The following is a 20,741-nucleotide window of genomic DNA, read 5'->3' as shown; positions in this document are numbered from 1 at the left end:
TCCGAACGTGCGGAGATACGACCCGAATGGCGGTTTCGCGAAAGCTGTTTAGCGTTTAAGGAACTGAACCCCGTCGCCCGGACGGGGTCATGCGCGGGGCGTCGCGGCCCCGGTGCGCGGGACGCCGTGTAGCAGTGGGCCCCATGCCCTCCCGCACCCTGGCGCGCCGCCTCCTCGGCGCGGCCCTGCTCCTGCCCCTCCTGCCCCTCGGCCCCCTCGTGCTCCCGACCCCCGCCCTCGCCGCCGACGGCGGGCGCGCCGTCGACTACCGGGGGCTGCACCTGACCCTTCCCGCCGGCTGGCGGGTCGTCGACCTCGACCGCGACCCCGGGGCCTGCCTGCGCCTGGACCTGCCCACCCTCTACCTCGGGCACGCCGGCGCCCAGGCCCGCTGCCCCGGACCGCGTGCCGTGGCCACCCGCGCCGACACCCTGCACCTGGAGCCCCTCGCGGACGCCCCGCCGCGCGCCGACGTCCCCACCCTGGCCGTCGGCGGCGGGGCCGCGCTGCCGGCGGCCGAGGGGGACAGCGGCGAGGTGCGGTACGCCCTGCGCGGGCCGGGGGTGATGGCCACGCTCTCGTACGGGGCCGCACCGGAGGCCGTCCGCACCCTGCTCGCCCACGCCGTCGACGCGGTCGGGGAGCCGCCCGGACGGCCGCAGGACGCGGCGGAGGAGGCGGCCGCGGACGCGGCGGACACGGTGACGGCACTGACCGCGACGGCCGCGGCCCCCGTCCCCGCCCGCGCCCAGGGCGCCTTCACCGGCGAGGGCTTCGACGCCTGCACCGCCCCCTCCCGGTCCGCCATGGACACCTGGCGGGCCGGCTCCCCCTTCGGCGCGGTCGGCGTCTACATCGGCGGCCGCGCCCGCGCCTGCGCCCAGCCGCAGCTGACGGCCGACTGGGTGCGCCGGCAGCTCGCGGCGGGCTGGCACCTGATGCCGATCTGGGTGGGCCCGCAGCCCTGGAACAGCAGCACCACGGGCCTGTCCACGGACCCCTCCGAGGCGAACGACCAGGGCCGCGAGGCCGCCGAGGGAGCCGCCGGGGCGGCCCGCGCGCTCGGCCTGCCGCCCGGCACCCCGCTCTACGCCGACCTGGAGAACTACGACGACCGCGACACCTGGGACGCCCCCGTCGTCGCCTACGTGACCGCCTGGACCGTACGCCTGCACGCGCTGGGGTACCACGCGGCCGCCTACGTCTCGGCGAGCTCCGGGGCCAAGGCGCTGGCCGCACACTACGCCCAGGCGCCGGGGGCGATGCCGGACGTCCTGTGGGTGGCCCGCTGGAACGGCGCGGCCTCCGTCACCGACGCCGACATGGGCCTGACCCCCGGCGCCGCCCAATGGCCCGGTCCGCGCCGGGCCCACCAGTACAAGGGGGACCACGACGCCACGTACGGCGGGGTGACGATCAACATCGACCGCAGCCGCGTGGACGTGGACCCGGCCGCCCTCACCCCGCTCCCCGCCCGGGCGACGGCCCCCGGCACGGCCCGCGAGCCGGCCACCGCGAAGGCCCCTCGCCCCGCCCGTAAGCCCGCCGTCGCCCGCGCGCCGCGACCCGCCGGGACGCGGGTCAGCTGAGCGGGACCTCCCGGGCGGGTTCGTCGTCGTCGCCCCGGCGCAGGACGCGCGGTCCGCCCGCCGGGGTCCAGGTGCGGACGACCAGTTCCTCGCCGTCGACCCGGGTGTGGACCACCTCGGTCAGGTCGGCGTGGAAGAGGTGGAAGGGGTGCGGGCTGCCCTTCTCCTCCGCGTACCGGTGCAGCTCGGGCGGATCCACGATCTCCACCGCCCGCCCCGAGATCCGGACGTCCCCGTCGGGCGTCCTGTCGCCCGGCCCCGGGTTGGTGTGCAGGGCGAACCGGGGGTCGCGGCGGAGGTCGCGGGCCTTCATCGAGCCCGCCATCATGCCCAGCCACAGCTCGCCGCCGCGGAACTCGACGTTCAGCCCGGTCACCCGGGGGGAGCCGTCCTTGCGCAGGGTGGCCAGGACGTGGTGCGGGAACCGCTCGAAGCGGGCCCGCACCACCGCCGCGAACTCCGGTTCCGCCTTCTCGAACGCCGCCCAGTTGTTCATCGTCATACGTCCATCAAAGCGCGCCGCCCTGACGGCGGCCGGTCAGGCGCGCACGATGCCCGCCCGGCGCGCCGCCGCCAGCCAGGCCGGGAACTCGGCCACGAGGCGGTCGTACAGTTCGGCGTCCGGTACGGCGCGCGGGTCGGCCCCCGCGTGGAAGTAGCCCGCGTTGTCCACCACCCGTTTCTGCGGCACGGGCAGCTCGTCCAGGCGGCGCAGGAAGTCGAACTGGCTGCTGCGGGTGTTGCCGAAGCCGACGAACTGCCAGAACAGGGGCAGCCGGGCGGCCTTGCAGAGGTACCTCTCCGCCGCGAGCTTGTTCACGGGGCCGCCGTCCGTCTGGAAGACCACCAGGGCCGGGTCGGTGGAGCCCGAGTCCAGGTAGTGGTCGATCACGGCGTCCATGGCGAGGTGGTAGGCGGTCTTGCCCATGTGGCCGAGACCGGCGGCGATCGCGGTGACCCGTCCCTCGTGGCCGTCGAGGGAGATCTCCTCGACCGCGTCGACGTCGGTGGAGAAGAAGACGACCGGCACCCGGCCGTCGGAGTCGAGGTGCGCCGACAGGCCCAGGACCCGGTCGGCGAGGGCCTGGACGCTGCCGTCGTCGTAATAGGGGCGCATGGAGCCGGAGTAGTCCAGGACCAGGTAGACGCAGGCGCGCCCGCCCTCCAGGCCGTGGGCGCGCAGGGAGGTGCCGGCGGACTTGTACAGGTTGACGAGGGCGGGGGCGGCCCGTTCGACCTTGCGGAGGTCGATGGCGCTGCCGGGGCCGGGGCCGGGGCCGGGGCCGGGGCCGGGGCCGGGGCCGCTGCCGGGGCCGCCGGCGGGTGCGGTCACGGGGTGCGGTCCGTTCCGGTCGTGCCCGGCGCGTCCAGGGTCTCGATGTCCTTCAGCATGGCCGCCGCCAGATCGCGCTCGGAGGCGTAGTACCGCTCGGCCCACTTGAGGGTGAGGGTGGGGTACGCCCAGGCCTCCTCCTCCTGCGCGGCCGCCGCGTCGGCCTCCGCGCCGAGGCGCATCCCTTCGGCGAACTCCTGCTGCCGGAGGAGGAGTTCGCGCATCTGCCGCGGCTCCAGCAGATGGCCCAGCCACAGCCGCAGCATCGGCCCGTGCTTGAGCACGGGCGGGTCGACGGGCGTCTCGCGCGCCCAGCGCCGTACGGCGTCCATGCCCTCGCCGGTGATCCGGTACACGCGCTTGTCCCGGGTCCCGGTCTCCTGGGCGACCATCCGGGAGGCGGCGTAGCCGGCCTTCTCCAGGCGCTTGAGCTCGCTGTAGATCTGGCTGAAGGAGGGGCTCCAGTAGAAGAAGCGCAACGACCGGTCCGACCACTTCTTGAGGTCGTAGCCGGAGAGTTCCTCGCCGAAGGAGAGCAGCCCGAGGACCGCCCAGCCGGTCGCGGGGAGTGCGCGCCGGGCCGCCCCGCCGGGGGTCGCTGCTGCCGTCTCGTCTGCCACGCAGCGCAGTCTACGACCGGTTCCGCCGGGATCCTTCCCTCTGATGGGTGTGCCTGCTAGAAGTATTTCGATTAGTCATATGGCTATGCGGCACCACCCCCAACTCCCGCCTTTCGCTTGGAGGAAGCGTGATCTCGCTGGACGGGAAGGTCCTCGTCATCACCGGCGCGGGGCGCGGTCAGGGCGCCGAGGAGGCCCGGCTGTGCGCACGGGCCGGGGCCCGGGTGGTCGTCACGGACGTCCGGGAGGAGGAGGGCCGGGCGGTCGCCGCGGAACTGGGCGGCCGGGGGCTCTTCGTACGGCACGACGTCACCGACGCCGGCAGCTGGGCCGGGGTGGTGCGGGAGGCGGTGACCGCCTTCGGGACGGTGTCGGCGCTGGTCAACAACGCCGCCCTGTGGCGCACCGCGCACATCGAGGAGCAGAGCCCGGAGGGGTTCGAGGAGCTGTTGCGGGTCAACCTGCTGGGCCCGTTCCTCGGCATCCGGGCGGTGGCCCCGGTGCTGCGCGCGGGCGGGGGAGGCTCCGTCGTCAACGTCTCCTCGACGGCGGGGCTGGTCGGGATCCCGGGCCACGCGGCGTACGGGTCCACGAAGGCGGGCCTGCGCGGGCTGACCCGCGCGGCGGCGCTGGACCTGGCCGGGGACGGGATCCGGGTCAACTCGGTGCACCCGGGCGCCATCGACACGCCGATGGTGGCCGGGGCGGTCGGCGGGCGGGACTGGTCGCACGTGCCGCTGGGACGGATGGGGCGGCCGGAGGAGGTGGGGGAACTGGTGCTGTTCCTCTGCTCGGAGGCCTCCTCGTACGTGACGGGGGCGGAGTTCGTGGTCGACGGGGGGATGACGGCGCGATGAGCGGGGACGGCGTGAAGGGGGACCGGCTGTCGCCGCAGGCGCGGCGGCTGTGCGACGCGATGTCCGCGGTCTTCCCGGAGCCCGGGGACGTGACGGCGTCGCGGGCGGCGGTGACGGCGGCCGGGCGGGACCGGGCGGTGGCGACCGGGCGGGGCCGGGCCGGGGTGGTGGCGGACGGGGTGCGGGGGCCCGGGGCGGGGGCGGACGGGGCGCGGTGGCCCCGGGCCGGGGTGGTGCGGGAGGGGGTGGCTTCGGGGGTGCCGGTGCGGGTCTACGATCCCGCGCCGGGCGGGCGGGGGCGGGTGCTCGTCGTGTACCTCCACGGCGGGGGCTGGGTGATGTGCGGGCTCGACACGCACGACGCCCTGTGCCGCGAACTGGCCGCGGCCTCGGGGGCGGTGGTCGTCTCGGCCGGCTACCGGCTGGCCCCGGAACACCCCTGGCCGGCGGCGGCCGACGACGCGCTGGCGGTGCTCCTGTGGGCCCGCGCCGAGGCGGGCCGGCTGGGCTGCGACGCGGAGCGGGTGGTGGTGGCGGGGGACTCCAGCGGGGGCAACCTGGCGGCCGTCACCGCGCTGCGGGCACCGGAACTGGTCGCCGGCCAGCTGCTGGTGTACCCGCCGCTGGACGCCTCGATGGGTTCCGGGTCGGTCACGGCGTACGGGCGGGGGTACTTCCACACCGCCGCGCACATGGCCTGGTACTGGGACCAGTACGGCGGCGACCCCGCCCACCCGCACGTCTCGCCGCTCCGCGCGCCGGACCTGTCCGGGCTGCCGCGCACGCTGATCGTCCTGGCCGACTGCGACCTGCTGCGGGACGAGGGGCTGGAGTACGCGCGCCGGCTGGGGGAGGCGGGGGTGGACTGCGAGGTCCGGCTCCACCCGGGGGTCTTCCACGGCTTCCTCGGCCTGCCGCTGCCGGCCGGGGCGGCGGCACGCGCGGGGGCGGCGGCCTGGCTGGCCGCAACGGGGCGGCGGGAGCAGGGGAACGGGGCGGCCGGATTCGAACCGGCGTCCTCCTCCTGAGCAGGGAGGCGCAACGACCTCTGTGCTACGGCCCCGTCCTTGCGGACGATCGTAGAGGAGTAGGGGGGCGGGGTGGCCGGATTCGAACCGGCGTCCTCCTCCATGCTGTGTAGGCGCACTACCTCTGTGCTACGACCCCGCCCTTGTGTTCGATCTTAGGCGGTCGAGTGGCGGGTGCGCACGGGGGTTTCCCCGGCATGATGTGTTCATGCCTGGATTCCTCCTGCGCACCTGCCTGCTCCTCGCCGTGGAGTCCGGGGCCGCCGCACTGCTGCGCGATCCCGGGACGCCGTGGATCCCCGTCCTGCTGGCCGTGTTCGTGGCCGGCTCGGCCGTACCGCACGGCACCGACGCGGAGTTCGCGGCCCGGTTCCTCGTCGCGACCACCGCCGTGGGCGTCGCGCGGGTCGGGGCCACGGTGTGGGAGGGGCACGGGGCCGTGGCCTCGGCGGGGCTCGCGGTGCTGCTGGTCCTCCAGACGGGGGCGCTGCTGCGGCTGTCGGTGGGCAGGCGGCGCCGTCCGGCGCGACGCCGCCGTCGCTGAGGGGGTCGTCCCCCGCCCCGCCCCCTGGCGGGGCTGCGGAGAATGGGGGGATGACGACTCGTGCCCGGTCCTTCGATGCCGCCGCCGCCCTCTACCACGCCTCCCGCCCCGGCTACCCCGACGCCCTCTTCGACGCCGTCGAGCACCTCGCCGGGCAGCCGCTGCGCGGAGCCCGCGTGGCCGACGTCGGCGCCGGGACGGGCATCGCCAGCGCCCTGCTGCACGCCCGGGGCGCCCGGGTGCTCGCCGTGGAGCCGGGCGACGGCATGGCCGAGGAGTTCCGCCGCGCGCACCCCGCCCTCCCGGTCGTGCGCGGCGACGGGAACCGCCTCCCGCTCGCCACCGGCGGCTTCGACCTCCTGACCTACGCCCAGTCCTGGCACTGGACCGACCCGGCCCGCTCCGTCCCGGAGGCCCGCCGCGTGCTGCGCCCGGGCGGGGCCCTCGCCCTCTGGTGGAACGACCTGGACCCCTCCGTCCCCTGGATCGCCGAGCAGGACGAGCGGATCGCCCGCCTGTTCGGGGCGCGGCCCGGGCCCCAGCCGCGCGAGGATCCGCAGGAGCTCGGCCTCACCACCCGCGAGGTCCGCTGGTCGCGCCGGATCCCGCTGGACGCGCACCTCGCCAACCTCGCCAGCCACTCCGCCTTCCTCCTCCTCGGAGAGCCCGGCACCCGGGAGTTCACCGGGGCCGAGCGGGCGCGGCTGCTGGAGCTCTTCCCCGACGGGACCGTCGAGGAGGCCTACGTCGTCACCCTGCGCGTGGCCGTCGTCTGAGCGCCGGACTCCAGCCCGCGCACCACCTCCGCCCGGCACTCCGCCGGACCGCCCCACGCGTCGCGCAGCGGCCGGGCCTTGCGCAGCCACAGCGACAGGTCCAGCTCCTCCGTGTAGCCGACCGCGCCGTGCAGCTGGAGGGCGGTGCGGGCGGCCGCGTACGCCGCCTCGCCGGCGGTCAGCTTCGCCGCCGCGACGGCCCCGTCCGCCAGGGACAGCGCGGCCGCCCACAGCAGCGGCCGGGCGAACTCCAGGTCCAGCAGGGTGTCGGCCAGCCGGTGCTTGACCGCCTGGAAGCTCCCGACCGGCACCCCGAACTGGGTGCGCTGCTTCACGTACTCCACCGTGCGCCCCAGCAGTGCCTCGCCGACGCCCAGGCACTGGGCCGCCGTCAGCAGCCGCGCCCACCGCGCGGCCACCCGGGCGGCGGCCGCCACCGCCGGCCCGGCCGCCAGCAGTTCCCCGCCCGCCGCCGGGACGCCGAGCCCGCGCGTGGGGTCCAGCGAGGCCAGCCGCTCCCCCCACCCCGGCGCCAGCCACAGCCCACCGGCGGCCGGGGCCGCACCGGCCCCCGTGCCCGCCGCCCCGCCCGGCGGCGGCCCGGACGCCGTCACCGTGAGGCAGCAGCCCGCCGCGTCCGCGTCCAGGGCGTACGGGGAGCCGCCCGGCAGGGTCAGGGTGGCCGGGGTCTCGCCCGAGAGGAGCCCCGGGAGGAACCGTTTCGCCGGGCCCTCCTCGCCGAGCCGGGCCAGCTCCCCCAGCAGGACCACCGCCGCGGCCGTCTCCACCGCGGGACCCGCCACCCCCGCCCGTCCCAGCTCCACGAAGCCGAGCGCCAGCTCCACCGGCAGCGGCCCCAGCCCGTCGTACTCCTGCGGCGCGGCCAGCGCCCACAGGCCCGTACCGGCCAGCCGGGACCACAGGGCCAGCCCGGGCCCCCGGTCCCCGGCCGCCCAGGCCCGTGCGGTCGCCGGGACCTCCGCCGCGCCCAGCAGGGAGCGCAGGGTCCGGGCGAAGTCGGACTGTTCACCGGTCGGCAGGAAGTGCATCAGCGGCGGCCCTTCGGGAGGCCGAGCAGCCGCTCGGCGATGATGTCGCGCTGGATCTCGTTCGTCCCCGCGTAGATCGGCCCGGCCAGCGAGAACACCCACGGCTCGGCCCACGGCCCGTCCGCCAGCTCCGCGTCCGGACCCAGCAGGTCCAGGGCCGTCTCGTGCAGGGCGATGTCGTACTGGGACCAGAACACCTTGTTCAGGCTGGACTCGGCGCCGATCTCCCCGCCCGCCGCGAAGCGGGTGGCCGCGGCCCAGGTGAACAGCTCGTAGGCGCGCGCCCCGACCACCGCGTCCGCGACCCGGTCGCGCAGCGCCGTGTCCGCCGGGTCCCCCTTCTCCCGCCACAGGGCGGCCAGCCGGCCGGCGGCCGCCAGGAACCGGCCGGGGGAGCGCAGGGTCAGCCCGCGCTCGTTGCCGGTGGTGGACATCGCGATCCGCCAGCCCTGCCCCGGCTCCCCGATCACGTCCTCGTCGGGGACGAAGACCCCGTCCAGGAAGAGCTCCGCGAAGGCCGGCTTGCCGTCGAGCCGGCCGATGGGCCGCACCGTCACACCCGGCGCGCGCAGGTCGAACATCAGGTACGTCAGCCCGTGGTGGGGTTTCGCGGCCCCCGGGTCGCTGCGGAAGACGCCGAAGGCCCGGTCGGCGAAGGCGGCCCGCGAGGACCAGGTCTTCTGCCCCGACAGCAGCCAGCCGCCCTCGGTGCGCTCCGCCCGGGACCTCAGCGAGGCCAGGTCGGAGCCCGCCTCCGGTTCCGACCAGGCCTGCGCCCAGATCACCTCGCCGCTCGCCATGGACGGCAGCACCCGCGCCCGCTGCTCGGGCGTGGCGTGGTCGAAGAGGGTCGGGGCGAGCAGGCTGATCCCGTTCTGCGAGACCCGGCCGGGCGCGCCCGCCGCCCAGTACTCCTGCTCGAAGACCAGCCACCGCTCGATGTCCGCGCCCCGGCCCCCGTACTCCTCGGGCCAGGACACCGCCGACCAGCGGTCCGCGTACAGCTCCGCCTCCCACTCCCGGTGCGCCGCGAAGCCCTCCTCCGTCTCCAGCGAGGGCAGCGGGCCGTCGGGCACGTGCTCGCGCAGCCAGGCCCGGGCCTCGGCCCGGAAGGCCGCCACCTCGGGGGAGTGGTCGAGATCCATCAGCCGTCCGCCTCCTTCGGGAGCCTTCCCTAACAAGTGTTTGGTAGGTTAACGTACGGCCATGAGCAGCGTCGAGGAGTTCCGCAACGAGGCGCCCGCGTACGTCCCCGCCCACGGCCTGCTGCGCGGCCGCACCGCCGTCGTCACGGCCGCCGCCGGGGCCGGGATCGGCGGGGCCACCGCCCGCCGCTTCCTGGAGGAGGGCGCCCGCGTGCTGATCGGCGACGCGCACGCCCGCCGGCTGAAGGAGACCGAGACCGCCCTCGCCGCAGAGTTCGGCGCGGAGCGGATCGCCTCCCTGCCCTGCGACGTCACCGACGAGGACCAGGTCCGGGCCCTCTTCGCGCACGCCGAACGGCTCCACGGCGGCCTCGACGTCCTCGTCAACAACGCCGGGCTCGGCGGCACCGCCGACCTCGTCGACATGACCGACGACCAGTGGGACCGCGTCCTCGACGTCACCCTGAACGGCACCTTCCGCTGCACCCGCGCCGCCCTGCGCGCCTTCAAGGACTCCGGCCGCGCGGGAGTCATCGTCAACAACGCCTCCGTCGTCGGCTGGCGCGCCCAGACCGGCCAGGCCCACTACGCCGCCGCCAAGGCCGGCGTGATGGCCCTGACCCGCTGCGCGGCACTGGAGGCGGCGGCGTTCGGCGTACGGGTCAACGCGGTCGCCCCGAGCCTGGCCATGCACCCGCACCTGGTGAAGGTCACCAGCGAGGAACTGCTCGCCGAACTCACCGCCCGCGAGGCCTTCGGCCGGTACGCCGAGCCCTGGGAGGTCGCCAACGTCATCGTCTTCCTGGCCAGCGGCTACTCGTCCTACATGACGGGTGAGACGGTCTCGGTCAGCAGCCAGCGCGCCTGAGCGCAGAATGGGCCCGTGCCAACGAACAAGCCGACCGCAGAGCCGACCGCAGAGCCCGCCGCAGAGCCCGCCGCCGTGCCGCGTGCGAAGAAGAAGCCGCAGGTGACCCCCTCGCCCGAGCGGCGGCGCGAGCTCCTCGACACCGCCGCCGAGGTCTTCGCCGCCCAGGGCTACAACGCCACCACCGTCCGCAAGATCGCCGACGCCGCCGGGATGCTCGCCGGCAGCCTCTACTACCACTTCGATTCCAAGGAATCGATGCTCGACGAGATCCTCTCGGCCTTCCTGAACGAGCTGTGGGACGGGTACGACACCGTCCTCGCCGCCGGCCTCGGCCCCCGGGAGACCATCGAGGCCCTCGTCACCGAGTCCTTCCGGGAGATCGACCGGCACCGCGCCGCCGTCGCGATCTACCAGAAGGAGGCCCGCACCCTCTCCGCGCAGCCCCGCTTCCACTACCTCTCCGACTCGCAGGTGAAGTTCGAGAAGGCGTGGCTGGGGACGCTGGAGCGGGGGGTCGCCGCCAAGGTCTTCCGGGCCGACCTCGACATCCGCCTCACCTACCGCTTCGTGCGCGACACGGTGTGGGTCGCGGCGTCCTGGTACCGGCCGGGCGGACAGCACAGCCCCGAGGAGATCGCCCGCCAGTACCTGTCGATGGTGCTCGACGGGATCGCCGTACGCCCCTAGGAAACAGCAGCCAGCAGAGGAGCCCCCGATGCCCGAGGCCTACATAGTCGACGCCGTGCGCACCCCCGTCGGACGGCGCGGTGGCGGCCTGTCCCAGGTGCACCCCGCGGACCTGGGGGCGCACGTCCTCAAGGCACTCGTCGAGCGCACCGGGGTGGACCCGGCCGCCGTGGAGGACGTGGTGTTCGGCTGCCTCGACACGGTGGGCCCGCAGGCCGGGGACATCGCCCGGACCGCCTGGCTGGCCGCCGGGCTGCCCGAGGAGGTCCCCGGGGTCACCGTCGACCGCCAGTGCGGCTCCTCCCAGCAGGCCGTCCACTTCGCCGCCCAGGGCGTGCTCTCCGGCACCCAGGACCTGGTCGTCGCGGGCGGGACCCAGAACATGTCGATGATCCCCATCGCCTTCGCCTCCCGGCAGGCGGCCGAACCCCTCGGCCTCACCGAGGGCCCCTACGCGGGCTCGGCGGGCTGGCGCGCCCGCTACGGCGACGCCCCCGTCAACCAGTTCCACGGCGCGCAGCTCATCGCGGAGAAGTGGGGGATCTCGCGCCGCGACATGGAGGAGTTCGCCCTCACCTCCCACCGGCGGGCGGTCCGCGCGATCGACGAGGGCCGCTTCGAGCGCGAGACCGTCCCGTACGGGGACGTGCGGGTGGACGAGGGACCGCGCCGCGACACCACCCTGGAGAAGATGGCGGGGCTGAAGCCGGTCGTCGAGGGCGGCACCATCACGGCCGCCGTCTCCTCCCAGGTCTCCGACGGCGCCGCCGCCCTGCTGATCGCCTCCGAACGGGCGGTCGCCGAGCACGGCCTCACGCCCCGCGCCCGGATCCACCACCTGTCGGTGCGCGGCGAGGACCCGATCCGGATGCTGTCGGCCCCGATCCCGGCCACCGCGCACGCGCTGAAGAAGACGGGCCTGACCCTGGACGCCGTCGACCTGGTCGAGATCAACGAGGCCTTCGCCCCGGTGGTGCTGGCCTGGCTGAAGGAGACGGGCGCCGACCCCGCCCGGGTGAACGTCAACGGCGGCGCGATCGCCCTGGGCCACCCCCTGGGAGCGACCGGCGTGAAGCTGATGACCACGCTCCTGCACGAGCTGGAGCGCACCGGCGGCCGCTACGGCCTCCAGACGATGTGCGAGGGCGGCGGCCAGGCCAACGTGACGATCATCGAGCGCCTCTGAGTCCGGTGGCCCCGCCCCGCCGGCGGGGCCGTGGCGGCGGGGCGCAGCGGGATCCGGGCGAGGTGTGCTAGCTTGGTGGTGTTGCAGTTGTGGTACCCATGAACTTTATGTGCGCCTGACGGGATTGCTCCGCAGGCGCTTTTATTGTTTTTGCCGGAATCTCCCGGATGGGGCCCTTGCCGCCTATTCAGGAGATTTAACATGGCACTTGGCACCGTGAAGTGGTTCAACTCGGAAAAGGGCTTCGGCTTCATCGAGCAGGACGGTGGCGGTCCGGACGTCTTCGCCCACTACTCGAACATCGCCACCCAGGGCTTCCGTGAGCTCACCGAGGGCCAGCGCGTGTCCTTCGACGTGACGCAGGGCCAGAAGGGCCCCCAGGCGGAGAACATCGTCCCCGCCTAATTCCTCCAGCACGCCGGGGTCCGCACCGAGAGGTGCGGGCCCCGGCTTGTCTGCTGTCTCGACCTTTGTTTGCACCTGCCGGTTCTAGGACGGTGCCGGTTTCAGGAGGGCTTTCTCGCATGACCAGCTCCAGCTCCGCACGACCCAGCCGCCGCCCCACCCGGGGACGAGGAGCGGCCCAGGGGCGTCCGAAGGCTGGTGCGGGACGGCAGAAGTCCGCCCCCGCTCCCCGGCCCCAGGAATTCACCATGCCCGAGCCGACCGTCCCGGCGCTGCCGGCGATCGCCGCGTTCGAGGACATGGACATGCCCGAGGCGCTGCTGAAGACCCTCGCCGCCCAGGGCGTGACCGAGCCGTTCCCGATCCAGGCCGCGACGCTGCCGAACTCGCTCGCCGGCCGTGACCTGCTCGGCCGCGGCCGCACCGGCTCCGGCAAGACCCTCGCCTTCGGCCTGGCGCTGCTGGCCCGCACCGCCGGCCGCCGCGCGCAGCCGAAGCAGCCGCTCGCGCTGGTCCTCGTACCGACCCGCGAGCTCGCGCAGCAGGTGACCGACGCCCTGGCCCCGTACGCCACGGCCGTCAACCTGCGCACCACCACCGTCGTCGGCGGCATGTCGATCAACCGGCAGTCGGGGGCCCTGCGCCGCGGCGCCGAGGTGCTCGTCGCCACCCCCGGCCGCCTCAAGGACCTCATCGACCGCGGTGACGCCGACCTCTCGCAGGTCTCGATCACCGTCCTCGACGAGGCCGACCAGATGACCGACATGGGCTTCATGCCGCAGGTCACCGCCCTGCTCAAGCAGGTCGAGCCCGAGGGCCAGACCATGCTGTTCTCGGCGACCCTCGACAAGAACGTCGACAAGCTCGTCAAGATGTTCCTGACCGACCCGGTCGCCTTCTCCGTCGACCCGTCCGCCGGCGCGGTCAGCACGATGGAGCACCACGTCCTGTACGTCATGGACGAGACCGACAAGAAGGCCGTGGCCACGCGCATAGCCGCCCGCGACGGCCGGGTCATCATGTTCGTCGACACCAAGCGAGGCGTCGACCGCATGGTCAAGAAGCTCCTCGCCGAGGGCGTGCGCGCCTCCGGCCTGCACGGCGGACGCTCCCAGCCGCAGCGCAACCGCACCCTGGACTGGTTCAAGACCGGCGAGGTCACCGCGCTGATCGCCACCAACGTGGCCGCGCGCGGCATCCACATCGACGACCTCGACCTGGTCGTCAACGTCGACCCGCCCACCGACCACAAGGACTACCTGCACCGCGGCGGCCGCACCGCCCGCGCCGGCGAGTCCGGCAGCGTGGTCACCCTGGTCCTCCCCGACCAGAAGCGCGACATGACCCGCCTCATGTCGGACGCCGGGATCTCCCCGCGCACCGCGCAGATCAAGTCCTCCGACGAGGAGCTCGCCGAGCTGACCGGCGCCCGCGAGCCCTCCGGCATCCCCGTCGTGCTGGAGGTCCCCCAGCCGCCCGCGCAGCCCAAGGCACGCAACGGCTCCGGCTCGGGCTCCTCGCGCCGCCGCTCGGGCGGCGGCCAGCGCTCCGGCGCCTCCGCCGCCCCCGCCTCCGGCGGTCGCGGCCGCCGCTCCGGCTCCGGCGCGTCCGGCGGCACCAACCAGGCCCCCGCCGGCTCCGGCTCGGGCCAGTCCCGGCGCGGCCAGGGCGGCCAGGGCTCCGGCTCCGCCGGCCAGTCCCGGCGCGGTACGGGCGGCTCCGCCTCCGGCGGCGGCGCGGCCGCGGCCTCGGCGCGCAGCCGGGTCGGCACCCAGGGCCGGCGCCGGGCGGTCTGAGCCCCGGACCCCTGAAGCACACACCGACGACGGCGCCGGGCGGAACACCGCCCGGCGCCGTCGCGCGTCACCCGGTACGCGTCAGCGGACCAGCTTGTCCTGGAGCTTCGACAGCGTCCGCAGGTCCAGGCCCAGACCGTCCGTCAGATAGCCGTAGAAGCTCCCGTAGTCGGCCTCCATCCGCGTCGTCGCGGCGTCCAGGTAGTCCTGGCGGACCTCCTGGAGCGGGATCAGCAGGTCCGGGTTCTGCATCCGGCCCGACTGCTTGAGACCCGCCCGGACCTGGGCGTCGTACGCGGCCCGGAAGGTGTTCGAGGCCAGGTAGTCGCTCTCGGCCGTCTCCTTCGGCACGGCCAGCGCGCGCAGCAGGACGTAACTCATCCAGCCCGTCCGGTCCTTGCCGGACGTGCAGTGGTAGAGCAGCGGACCCTGGTCGCCGTCCGCGATCTCCCGCAGGGTCGCCGCGAACCGCGCCCGGTTCTCGGCGCTCGTCACGAACGTGCGGTAGACGTCCCGCATGTAGGCCTCGGCCCGCCCGCCGCCGAGCATCTGCTCCTGCTTGACGGGGTCGCCGCTGGATATCGCGGCGACGAGGGTGGCGTACAGGCCCAGGTCGCTGACCGGGCGGGAGGTGACGGTGAGCCCCGGCGGCAGCTTGTCGGCGCCGTCGTACTGGAGCTCCGTCGGAATGCGGAAATCGACGGCCTTCGTGAGGCCGAGACCGGCGACGGTGGTGATGTCCGCCGCGGTCAGCTTGCTCAGGGCGTCGGAGCGGTAGACCAGCCCCTGGCGGACCCGGCCGCCGGTGTAGGTGGCGTACCCGCCGACGTCCCGGAGGTTGACGGCTCCCTGGAGGGGGATCTGCCGGATCGCCGGGGCCGGCGACTGGAGCCGGTGGTGCCTGGCACCGGGCGCGGCTGCGGGAGCCGCCGCCGCGTACGCGGTGGCGGGCAGGGCTGCGACGACGAGCGCGGCGGCGGTCGCCGCGGTCGCCAGGCGGATGCGGGCACGTCTCATACGGACGACTCCTGTGACGGAGAAGGGATCACCCTGGTGGTGGCAGGGTGCCGAGCGGGTGCGGACCGGCGGCGTGCAGCCGGTCCAGCACGGCGTGCGCTTCGGCCATGACGCGGCCGACGAGCTCCGCGCACGACGGAAGGTCGTCGATCACCCCCGCGACCTGGCCCGATGCCATGACACCGAGGTCCGTACGGCCCTCGACCATGGACGCCTTCAGGAGCATCGGGGTGTTCGCGGCGAGCAGGACCTGGCTCCAGGACAGGTCCTTGCCGTGTTTCATCGCCAGGCCGTCGCGCACCATCCGGGACCAGGACAGCCCCGACAGCCGCCGGAACCCGGCCGCGTGCCGCACCGCCCGCGCCAGCGCCCGCGCACGGCCCGCCCGCTCCAGGGAGGCCACCAGCTCGGTGCGCAGCATCCGGTGCGGCAGCCCGTCCACGGCGGTGGTGACGGTGACGTCCTTGACGGTCGCCTTCAGGTACTCGGCCTTGACGGCGTCCGGGACGGTCGAGTCGGAGGTCAGCAGGAACCGCGTGCCCATCGCGATGCCGGCGGCCCCGTACGCCAGGGCCGCGACCAGCCCGCGCCCGTCGCGGAAGCCGCCCGCCGCGACGACGGGGACGTCCACCGCGTCGACCACCTGCGGCAGCAGCACCGTCGTGGCCACGTCCCCGGTGTGCCCGCCGCCCTCGCCGCCCTGCACGATCACCGCGTCGGCGCCCCAGGCCGCCACCTTCTCGGCGTGCCGGCGGGCCCCCACCGAGGGGATCACCACCACCCCGGCGTCCTTGAGCCGGGCGATCAGCTCCCGGGACGGGGCGAGGGCGAACGAGGCCACCCGCACGCCCTCGTCGATGATCAGCCGGACCCGCTCGGCCGCGTCCCCGGCGTCCGCCCGCAGGTTGACCCCGAACGGCGCGTCCGTACGGGAGCGCACCTCCTGCACCGCCGCCCGCAGCTGATCGGTCGTCATCGTCGCCGAGGCCAGGATGCCCAGCGCCCCCGCCTCGGCCGCCGCCGACACCAGGCGCGGGCCGGCCACCCAGCCCATGCCCGTCTGCACGATCGGGTACCGGACCCCGACCAGCTTGGTGAACGCCGTCTCCAGCTCCCTCGCCGCCACGTCAGCCCCGCACTTCCCGGTCGCGCAGGCCCTTCGGGTCGATCACCTCGCGGATCAGCCGCAGCTCCTCGGCGGAGGGTTCACGGGTGTACGGGACGTCCGCGCCGATCGCGAGCTCGAACCCGGTGGCCGCGCGGACCTCCTCCACCGTGACCCCCGGGTGCAGGGAGGCCAGGCGCATCGAGCGGCCGGGGCCGCCGAAGTCGAAGACCCCGAGGTCGCTGACCACGCGCGGCAGCCGGTGGAAGCGGGACGCCGAGGGCCCGGCCGCCCCGGCGCGGTCGTACCCCACCCCGCTGACCATGTCGACGCGCTCGACGAACACCCTCGGCGAATGCCGGGGCACCCAGTAGCTCACCGGGTTGTTGAGGGTGTTGACGGGGGCCCCGCGCACCCCGAGCAACTGGCGGGAGGGCCGCTCCCAGTCGCCGATGCAGGAGATGTTCTGGTTGCCGTACCGGTCGATCTGGCTCGCGCCCATCATCACGTGCCGCCGCCCGCCGGTGACCATGGCCAGGTGGCGGCGGTACGGCAGCCAGCCCTCCACCGTCCCGTCCAGGCCGACCAGCATGGCCTCGCCGTCGGTCAGCAGCAGGTCGGGGGAGAAGGTCCGCTTGGCCAGCCGGGCCCCGAAGGATGGGATGGGGCCCATCGGGCTGGCGAGGACCTCCCCGTCGCCGCGCCAGGCCTCGGCGCAGGCGATCACGCAGTACTCGGCGCGCGTGGTCATCGCTGTTCCTCCTGCCAGGTCCGGACGGCGCTCTGGTAGTCGTGCTCGCCCGCCCCGGAGAGGAAGCGGGCGGCGAACTCGGGCCAGGGGGTGGTCGCGTAGAGCTTCTGGAAGGCCTCGTCGCGGTCGTAGTCGGGCACGCAGGAGGTGAAGTGCGCGCCGTTCGGGGTCTCCACCACCCCGGTGACCGAGTGCCGGCTGACCAGGAGGGACTGCGGGGGGCCGGACTTGGCGAGCTCGGCGCTCTCCACCAGTTGCTCGCAGGAGAGGTACGCGGTGTCGGCGGCCTCGCAGAAGAGGTCGTCGAAGTACGGGTCGGGGCCCAGGTACTGGCCGTTGCCGAGGCGGTCGGCGCGGTTGAGGTGGACCAGGGCCGCGTCCATGCGCAGGGCGGGGACGGCGACGAACTCCTCGCCGTCGGCGTAGGGGGAGGTGACGGTGCGCAGCTCGGGGTTGACCCGCATGACGTCGGAGCCGAGGCCGGCCCGGACGGGCAGGAAGGGCAGCCGGTTCGCGGCGGCGTGCAGGCCCCACATGAACATGGCCTCGTCGTACTCGGTGAGGGCGAGGGAGCCGCTCTCGCGGGCCGCCCGGAAGTGCGGCTCCAGAGCGATGGAGTCCAGGGTGGCGAAGGGGGCGATCAGGCGCCGGATCCGCCCGGCGGCGGCGAGGAGACCGACGTCGGGGCCGCCGTAGGAGATTACGGTGAGATCGGTGATCCCGGAGCGGAGCAGTGCTCTCACCAGGGCCATCGGCTTGCGCCGGGAGCCCCAGCCGCCGATGCCCAGGGTCATCCCGCTGCGCAGCCGTCCGGCGACCTCGTCGGGGGTCATGGTCTTGTCCGTCATGCGGTGCCTCCCTGTGCCTTCCCGAAGGTGTCGCGGACCCGGTCGGCGACGCCGCTGAGGTTGGCCTCGAAGGTGAACCCCTGCTCGAAGCGGTAGCTGCGGCGCACGTCGACGGGGTCGATGCCGTTGATGGCGGCCTTGGCCAGCCGGATGAGGGTGCCGTCCTTCTTCGCGATCTCGGCCGCCAGTTCCAGGGCGGCGGCGGACAGTTCCGTACGGGGGACCACCCGCCACACCGAGCCGTGGGCGTGCAGTTCGGCGGCGGTGGCGGTGCGGGAGGTGTAGTAGAGGGCGCGCATCAGGTGCTGCGGGACGAGCCGGGCCAGGTGGGTGGCGGCGCCGAGGGCCCCCCGGTCCAGTTCGGGCAGCCCGAAGACGGCGTCCTCGGAGGCGACGATCGCGTCGGCGTTGCCGGCCAGGCCGATGCCGCCGCCCAGGCAGAAGCCGTGGACGGCCGCGACGACCGGCACCTCGCACTCGTAGACGGCGGCGAAGGCCTCGTAGCAGCCCCGGTTGGCGCCGATGAGGGCGGAGTGGCCGGCGTCGCGCTGCATCTCCTTGATGTCGACCCCGGCGTTGAAGCCCCGGCCGCCGGCGGCCAGGACCACGCAGCGGACCTCGGGGTCGCGGCCGGCGGCGCGCACGGCGTCGGCGAGCTCGTACCAGCCGTGTACGGGAAGGGCGTTGACGGGCGGGAAGTCCACTGTGACGAGTGCGATGCCCTTGTCCGGGCCGGAGGTGGAGACACCCATGAGCGGATCAGCTACCTTTCCACCAAACATTTGTTAGGTGAGGAAGGTAGCAGCCGATGGAGCTCAAGGGGAGGGTCGTGGTCGTCACCGGCGGAACGCGGGGCGTCGGCGCCGGGATCGCCCGCGCGTTCCTCGCGGCGGGGGCGGAGGTCGCCGTCTGTGCCCGGCGCCCGCCGGACCGGCCGGTGGCGCAGGGCGGCCGGGAGGCCGCGTTCACCTCGGTGGACCTGCGCGACCCGGCCGCCGTCGGGGAGTTCCTCGACGGGGTCGCGGGGCGGTACGGGCGGCTCGACTGCCTGGTCAACAACGCCGGCGGGAGCCCGTACCGGCTGCTGGGGGAGGGCGGGCCCGAGCGGCACGCGCGGGTCGTCGCCCTCAACCTGGTGGCGCCGATGACGGCCTCGCTGGCCGCCTACCCGTGGCTGAGGGAGAGCCGGGGGTCGGTGGTGATGATCGGCAGCGTCAGCGGGACCCGGCCCTCGCCGGGCACGGCGGCGTACGGGGCGGCGAAGGCGGGGCTGGAGAACCTGGCCCGCTCGATGGCCGTGGAGTGGGCCCCGGAGGTACGGGTCAACTCCCTCGTCCTCGGCATGGTCCGCACCGAGCTGGCGCACCTGCACTACGGGGACGCGGCGGGCGTCGCGGCCGTCGCCGCCACCGTGCCGCTGGGCCGGCTGGCCGAGCCCGCGGACGTGGGGGAGGCGGCGGTGTTCCTGGCCTCGGACCGGGCGGCGTACGTGAGCGGGGCCGCCCTGCTCGTGCACGGCGGCGGGGAACGCCCGGCGTTCCTGACGGCGGCGACGGCCAACCGGGCGCCGGCCGGCGGCGGAACGCAGGGGCCGCCGGCGGCCGGGCATGCGGACCGGAGCGCGGACGGGCGGACGGGCGGACGGGCGGGCGGACCGGGCGGACCGGGCGGACCGGGCGGACCGGGCGGACCGGGTGGGTCAGGCGCCGGTCGGGCAGGGGGTGCGGGCGGGCCGGCGGGGTGACGCGGGCGGAGTGACGGGCCGGCCGGAGGGTGACCGACAGGGAGGCCGGGCGGGTGGCGGGATGCGGGGCCGGTGGCCGGACGGGCCGGCGGATGCGGATCGGAGTGAGGAGAACCTGCATGGGTATCGCGGACGGACGTGTGGTCATCGTGACGGGCGCCGGGCGGGGGCTGGGCCGGGCTCACGCCCTGGCCTTCGCGGCGGAGGGGGCGCGGGTCGTCGTCAACGACCTCGGGGTCGGGCTCGACGGCCTCCCCGGGCCCGGCGGTCCGGCCGCCGGGGTGGTGGAGGAGATCCGGGCGCTGGGCGGGGAGGCGCTGGCGCACGGCGGGGACGTCGCCACCACCGAGGGGGCGGACTCGCTGGTGGCCTGCGCCCTGGACGCCTTCGGGCGGCTGGACACCCTGGTCAACAACGCCGGGTTCCTGCGGGACCGGATGCTCGTCAACCTCGGGGAGGAGGACTGGGACGCGGTGATGCGGGTCCACCTCAAGGGCCACTTCCTGCCGCTGCGGGCGGCGGCCGCCTGGTGGCGGTCCGAGGCGAAGGCCGGCAGGCCGGTCGCGGCCCGGGTGGTCAACACGTCGTCGGGGGCGGGGCTGCTGGGCTCCGTGGGGCAGGGCAACTACAGCGCGGCCAAGGCGGGGATCCTCGGGCTGACGCTGGTGGCGGCGGCCGAGATGGGCCGGTACGGGGTCCAGGTCAACGCGGTCGCCCCGGCGGCGCGGACCCGGATGACCGAGGAGACCTTCGCGGCGACGATGGCCGCCCCGGCGGCGGGGGCCTTCGACGCGATGGCGCCGGAGAACGTGTCCCCGCTGGTGGTGTGGCTGGGCGCGGAGGCGTCCGCCGGGGTGACGGGGCGGGTGTTCGAGGCGGAGGGCGGCCGCATCACGGTGATGGAGGGGTGGCGGCCGGGGCCCACCGCCGACCGCGGCTCCCGCTGGACGCCGGCGGAGGCGGGGGAGGCCGCCGCCAAGCTCCTGTCCGCGTCGCGGCCACCCCTGCCGGTGTACGGATCCCGCTAGCGGGCCGGGGCCGGGTGCCGCTGCGCGGAGCCGTCTCCCCGCCCCGCCCTTTCACCGTATCCCGGGACAAGCCCCGGACCCCTTTGCGCTCAAACGCCGCGCGGGCTGGATTGCCCGCAGGGCAATTCCAGCCCCGCCGGCGTGTGAGGCGGGAACGGTGGAAGGGCGGGGCGGGGAGTACGCACCGCGCAGCGGGACCCCCGGGCCGGGTTCCGGACATCCGGGCCGGTGCCCGGGGCGGGCCCCGCCGGGCGAAGACGCCGCCGACCGGCGGAGGGGCGGCCCGCCGCTCGCCGGAACCGGCCAGCGGGCAGGGGCGGCGGCCCCACGCGCACCCGATGGCCATATCGAACCCTCCCCCG

The 20,741-nt window shown here is 75.1% G+C and carries 22 protein-coding genes and 2 tRNA genes; 12 read left to right on the top strand and 12 right to left on the bottom strand.

The genetic code is table 11. The annotated features are described in order from the left end of the window. The first annotated feature begins 143 nt into the window (after positions 1 to 143). Positions 144 to 1,589: a DUF1906 domain-containing protein gene (locus ABT403_RS11770; protein WP_344154173.1), complete on the top strand. Its 1,446-nt coding sequence runs from the start codon at positions 144 to 146 to the stop codon at positions 1,587 to 1,589. On the opposite strand, the gene ABT403_RS11765 is transcribed toward ABT403_RS11770, so the two are convergent. From ABT403_RS11765 to ABT403_RS11755, 3 genes are all read right to left on the bottom strand, one after another. After that, positions 1,582 to 2,091: a pyridoxamine 5'-phosphate oxidase family protein gene (locus ABT403_RS11765; protein ID WP_344154176.1), complete on the bottom strand. Its 510-nt coding sequence runs from the start codon at positions 2,089 to 2,091 to the stop codon at positions 1,582 to 1,584. The two genes, ABT403_RS11770 and ABT403_RS11765, sit on opposite strands and share 8 nt — an antisense overlap. A 36-nt stretch (positions 2,092 to 2,127) precedes the next feature. After that, entirely contained in the window at positions 2,128 to 2,841 is a 714-nt protein-coding gene (locus ABT403_RS11760) for a VWA domain-containing protein (RefSeq protein WP_344154859.1), read from the bottom strand. A gap of 77 nt (positions 2,842 to 2,918) precedes the next feature. Continuing rightward, on the bottom strand, positions 2,919 to 3,551 hold the full coding sequence (locus ABT403_RS11755) for a PadR family transcriptional regulator (protein ID WP_344154862.1): 633 nt from the start codon (positions 3,549 to 3,551) through the stop codon (positions 2,919 to 2,921). Positions 3,552 to 3,670: 119 nt separating this feature from the next. On the opposite strand from ABT403_RS11755, the gene ABT403_RS11750 reads away from it, so the two are divergent. Further along, positions 3,671 to 4,399 (top strand): SDR family NAD(P)-dependent oxidoreductase, encoded by a 729-nt coding sequence (locus ABT403_RS11750; RefSeq protein WP_344154179.1) that lies wholly within the window; start codon positions 3,671 to 3,673, stop codon positions 4,397 to 4,399. Beyond that, positions 4,396 to 5,427 (top strand): alpha/beta hydrolase, encoded by a 1,032-nt coding sequence (locus tag ABT403_RS11745; protein WP_351648785.1) that lies wholly within the window; start codon positions 4,396 to 4,398, stop codon positions 5,425 to 5,427. Before ABT403_RS11750 ends, ABT403_RS11745 begins: the two co-directional genes overlap by 4 nt. On the opposite strand, the gene ABT403_RS11740 is transcribed toward ABT403_RS11745, so the two are convergent. Both ABT403_RS11740 and ABT403_RS11735 read right to left on the bottom strand, forming a co-directional pair. Further along, a tRNA-Ser gene (locus tag ABT403_RS11740) sits at positions 5,390 to 5,463 on the bottom strand. The two genes, ABT403_RS11745 and ABT403_RS11740, sit on opposite strands and share 38 nt — an antisense overlap. Before the next feature lie 30 nt (positions 5,464 to 5,493). After that, positions 5,494 to 5,568, bottom strand: a tRNA-Ala gene (locus ABT403_RS11735). Positions 5,569 to 5,635: 67 nt separating this feature from the next. Here ABT403_RS11735 and ABT403_RS11730 point away from each other — a divergent pair. Together ABT403_RS11730 and ABT403_RS11725 are read left to right on the top strand one after the other, a co-directional pair. Continuing rightward, positions 5,636 to 5,971, top strand: coding sequence for a hypothetical protein (locus tag ABT403_RS11730; protein WP_344154182.1), 336 nt, complete (start codon positions 5,636 to 5,638; stop codon positions 5,969 to 5,971). Between the two features lie 50 nt (positions 5,972 to 6,021). Continuing rightward, positions 6,022 to 6,747 (top strand): class I SAM-dependent methyltransferase, encoded by a 726-nt coding sequence (locus ABT403_RS11725; RefSeq protein WP_344154185.1) that lies wholly within the window; start codon positions 6,022 to 6,024, stop codon positions 6,745 to 6,747. Here ABT403_RS11725 and ABT403_RS11720 read toward each other — a convergent pair. Both ABT403_RS11720 and ABT403_RS11715 read right to left on the bottom strand, forming a co-directional pair. After that, positions 6,714 to 7,796 carry an acyl-CoA dehydrogenase family protein gene (locus ABT403_RS11720; protein WP_344154188.1) on the bottom strand — a complete coding sequence of 361 codons (1,083 nt, stop codon included), beginning with the start codon at positions 7,794 to 7,796 and terminating at the stop codon, positions 6,714 to 6,716. The two genes, ABT403_RS11725 and ABT403_RS11720, sit on opposite strands and share 34 nt — an antisense overlap. Continuing rightward, positions 7,796 to 8,941, bottom strand: a complete 1,146-nt coding sequence (locus tag ABT403_RS11715; RefSeq protein WP_344154191.1) for an acyl-CoA dehydrogenase family protein — start codon at positions 8,939 to 8,941, stop codon at positions 7,796 to 7,798. The genes ABT403_RS11720 and ABT403_RS11715 overlap by 1 nt, the downstream gene beginning before the upstream one ends. 61 nt (positions 8,942 to 9,002) lie before the next feature. On the opposite strand from ABT403_RS11715, the gene ABT403_RS11710 reads away from it, so the two are divergent. The 5 genes from ABT403_RS11710 (at position 9,003) to ABT403_RS11690 (ending at position 13,886) form a co-directional block, all read left to right on the top strand. After that, positions 9,003 to 9,809: an SDR family oxidoreductase gene (locus tag ABT403_RS11710; protein ID WP_344154194.1), complete on the top strand. Its 807-nt coding sequence runs from the start codon at positions 9,003 to 9,005 to the stop codon at positions 9,807 to 9,809. A 75-nt stretch (positions 9,810 to 9,884) separates the two neighbouring features. After that, the gene (locus ABT403_RS11705) at positions 9,885 to 10,499 is read left to right on the top strand and encodes a TetR/AcrR family transcriptional regulator (protein WP_344154868.1); all 615 of its coding nucleotides are present in this window, start codon (positions 9,885 to 9,887) and stop codon (positions 10,497 to 10,499) included. Positions 10,500 to 10,527: 28 nt separating this feature from the next. Beyond that, positions 10,528 to 11,685: an acetyl-CoA C-acetyltransferase gene (locus tag ABT403_RS11700; protein ID WP_344154197.1), complete on the top strand. Its 1,158-nt coding sequence runs from the start codon at positions 10,528 to 10,530 to the stop codon at positions 11,683 to 11,685. 201 nt (positions 11,686 to 11,886) lie between these two features. After that, entirely contained in the window at positions 11,887 to 12,090 is a 204-nt protein-coding gene (locus ABT403_RS11695) for a cold-shock protein (protein WP_030662250.1), read from the top strand. Positions 12,091 to 12,209: 119 nt separating this feature from the next. Further along, entirely contained in the window at positions 12,210 to 13,886 is a 1,677-nt protein-coding gene (locus ABT403_RS11690; RefSeq protein ID WP_344154207.1) for a DEAD/DEAH box helicase, read from the top strand. A gap of 81 nt (positions 13,887 to 13,967) precedes the next feature. On the opposite strand, the gene ABT403_RS11685 is transcribed toward ABT403_RS11690, so the two are convergent. The 5 genes from ABT403_RS11685 to ABT403_RS11665 are packed head-to-tail and all read right to left on the bottom strand — an operon-like array spanning position 13,968 to position 18,359. Further along, complete coding sequence (locus ABT403_RS11685; protein WP_344154210.1) at positions 13,968 to 14,903, bottom strand: tyrosine-protein phosphatase; 936 nt, start codon at positions 14,901 to 14,903, stop codon at positions 13,968 to 13,970. A gap of 28 nt (positions 14,904 to 14,931) precedes the next feature. Continuing rightward, on the bottom strand, positions 14,932 to 16,014 hold the full coding sequence (locus tag ABT403_RS11680) for an NAD(P)H-dependent flavin oxidoreductase (protein ID WP_344154871.1): 1,083 nt from the start codon (positions 16,012 to 16,014) through the stop codon (positions 14,932 to 14,934). Between the two features lie 16 nt (positions 16,015 to 16,030). Beyond that, positions 16,031 to 16,759: a CoA-transferase subunit beta gene (locus ABT403_RS11675; protein ID WP_344154213.1), complete on the bottom strand. Its 729-nt coding sequence runs from the start codon at positions 16,757 to 16,759 to the stop codon at positions 16,031 to 16,033. Continuing rightward, complete coding sequence (locus ABT403_RS11670; RefSeq protein ID WP_344154216.1) at positions 16,756 to 17,607, bottom strand: CoA transferase subunit A; 852 nt, start codon at positions 17,605 to 17,607, stop codon at positions 16,756 to 16,758. The genes ABT403_RS11675 and ABT403_RS11670 overlap by 4 nt, the downstream gene beginning before the upstream one ends. Then, positions 17,604 to 18,359 carry an enoyl-CoA hydratase family protein gene (locus ABT403_RS11665; RefSeq protein ID WP_344154219.1) on the bottom strand — a complete coding sequence of 252 codons (756 nt, stop codon included), beginning with the start codon at positions 18,357 to 18,359 and terminating at the stop codon, positions 17,604 to 17,606. Before ABT403_RS11665 ends, ABT403_RS11670 begins: the two co-directional genes overlap by 4 nt. A gap of 56 nt (positions 18,360 to 18,415) precedes the next feature. Here ABT403_RS11665 and ABT403_RS11660 point away from each other — a divergent pair, with 56 nt between their 5' ends. Further along, positions 18,416 to 19,351: an SDR family oxidoreductase gene (locus ABT403_RS11660; protein ID WP_344154222.1), complete on the top strand. Its 936-nt coding sequence runs from the start codon at positions 18,416 to 18,418 to the stop codon at positions 19,349 to 19,351. A gap of 119 nt (positions 19,352 to 19,470) precedes the next feature. Continuing rightward, complete coding sequence (locus tag ABT403_RS11655; RefSeq protein WP_344154224.1) at positions 19,471 to 20,379, top strand: SDR family oxidoreductase; 909 nt, start codon at positions 19,471 to 19,473, stop codon at positions 20,377 to 20,379. Positions 20,380 to 20,741: the final 362 nt, after the last annotated feature.

It is taken from the genome of Streptomyces sp. NPDC000075, from assembly GCF_040301925.1.
Classification (GTDB): Bacteria; Actinomycetota; Actinomycetes; order Streptomycetales; family Streptomycetaceae; genus Streptomyces; species Streptomyces polychromogenes.
This window is presented reverse-complemented; position numbering and strand designations above follow the sequence as displayed.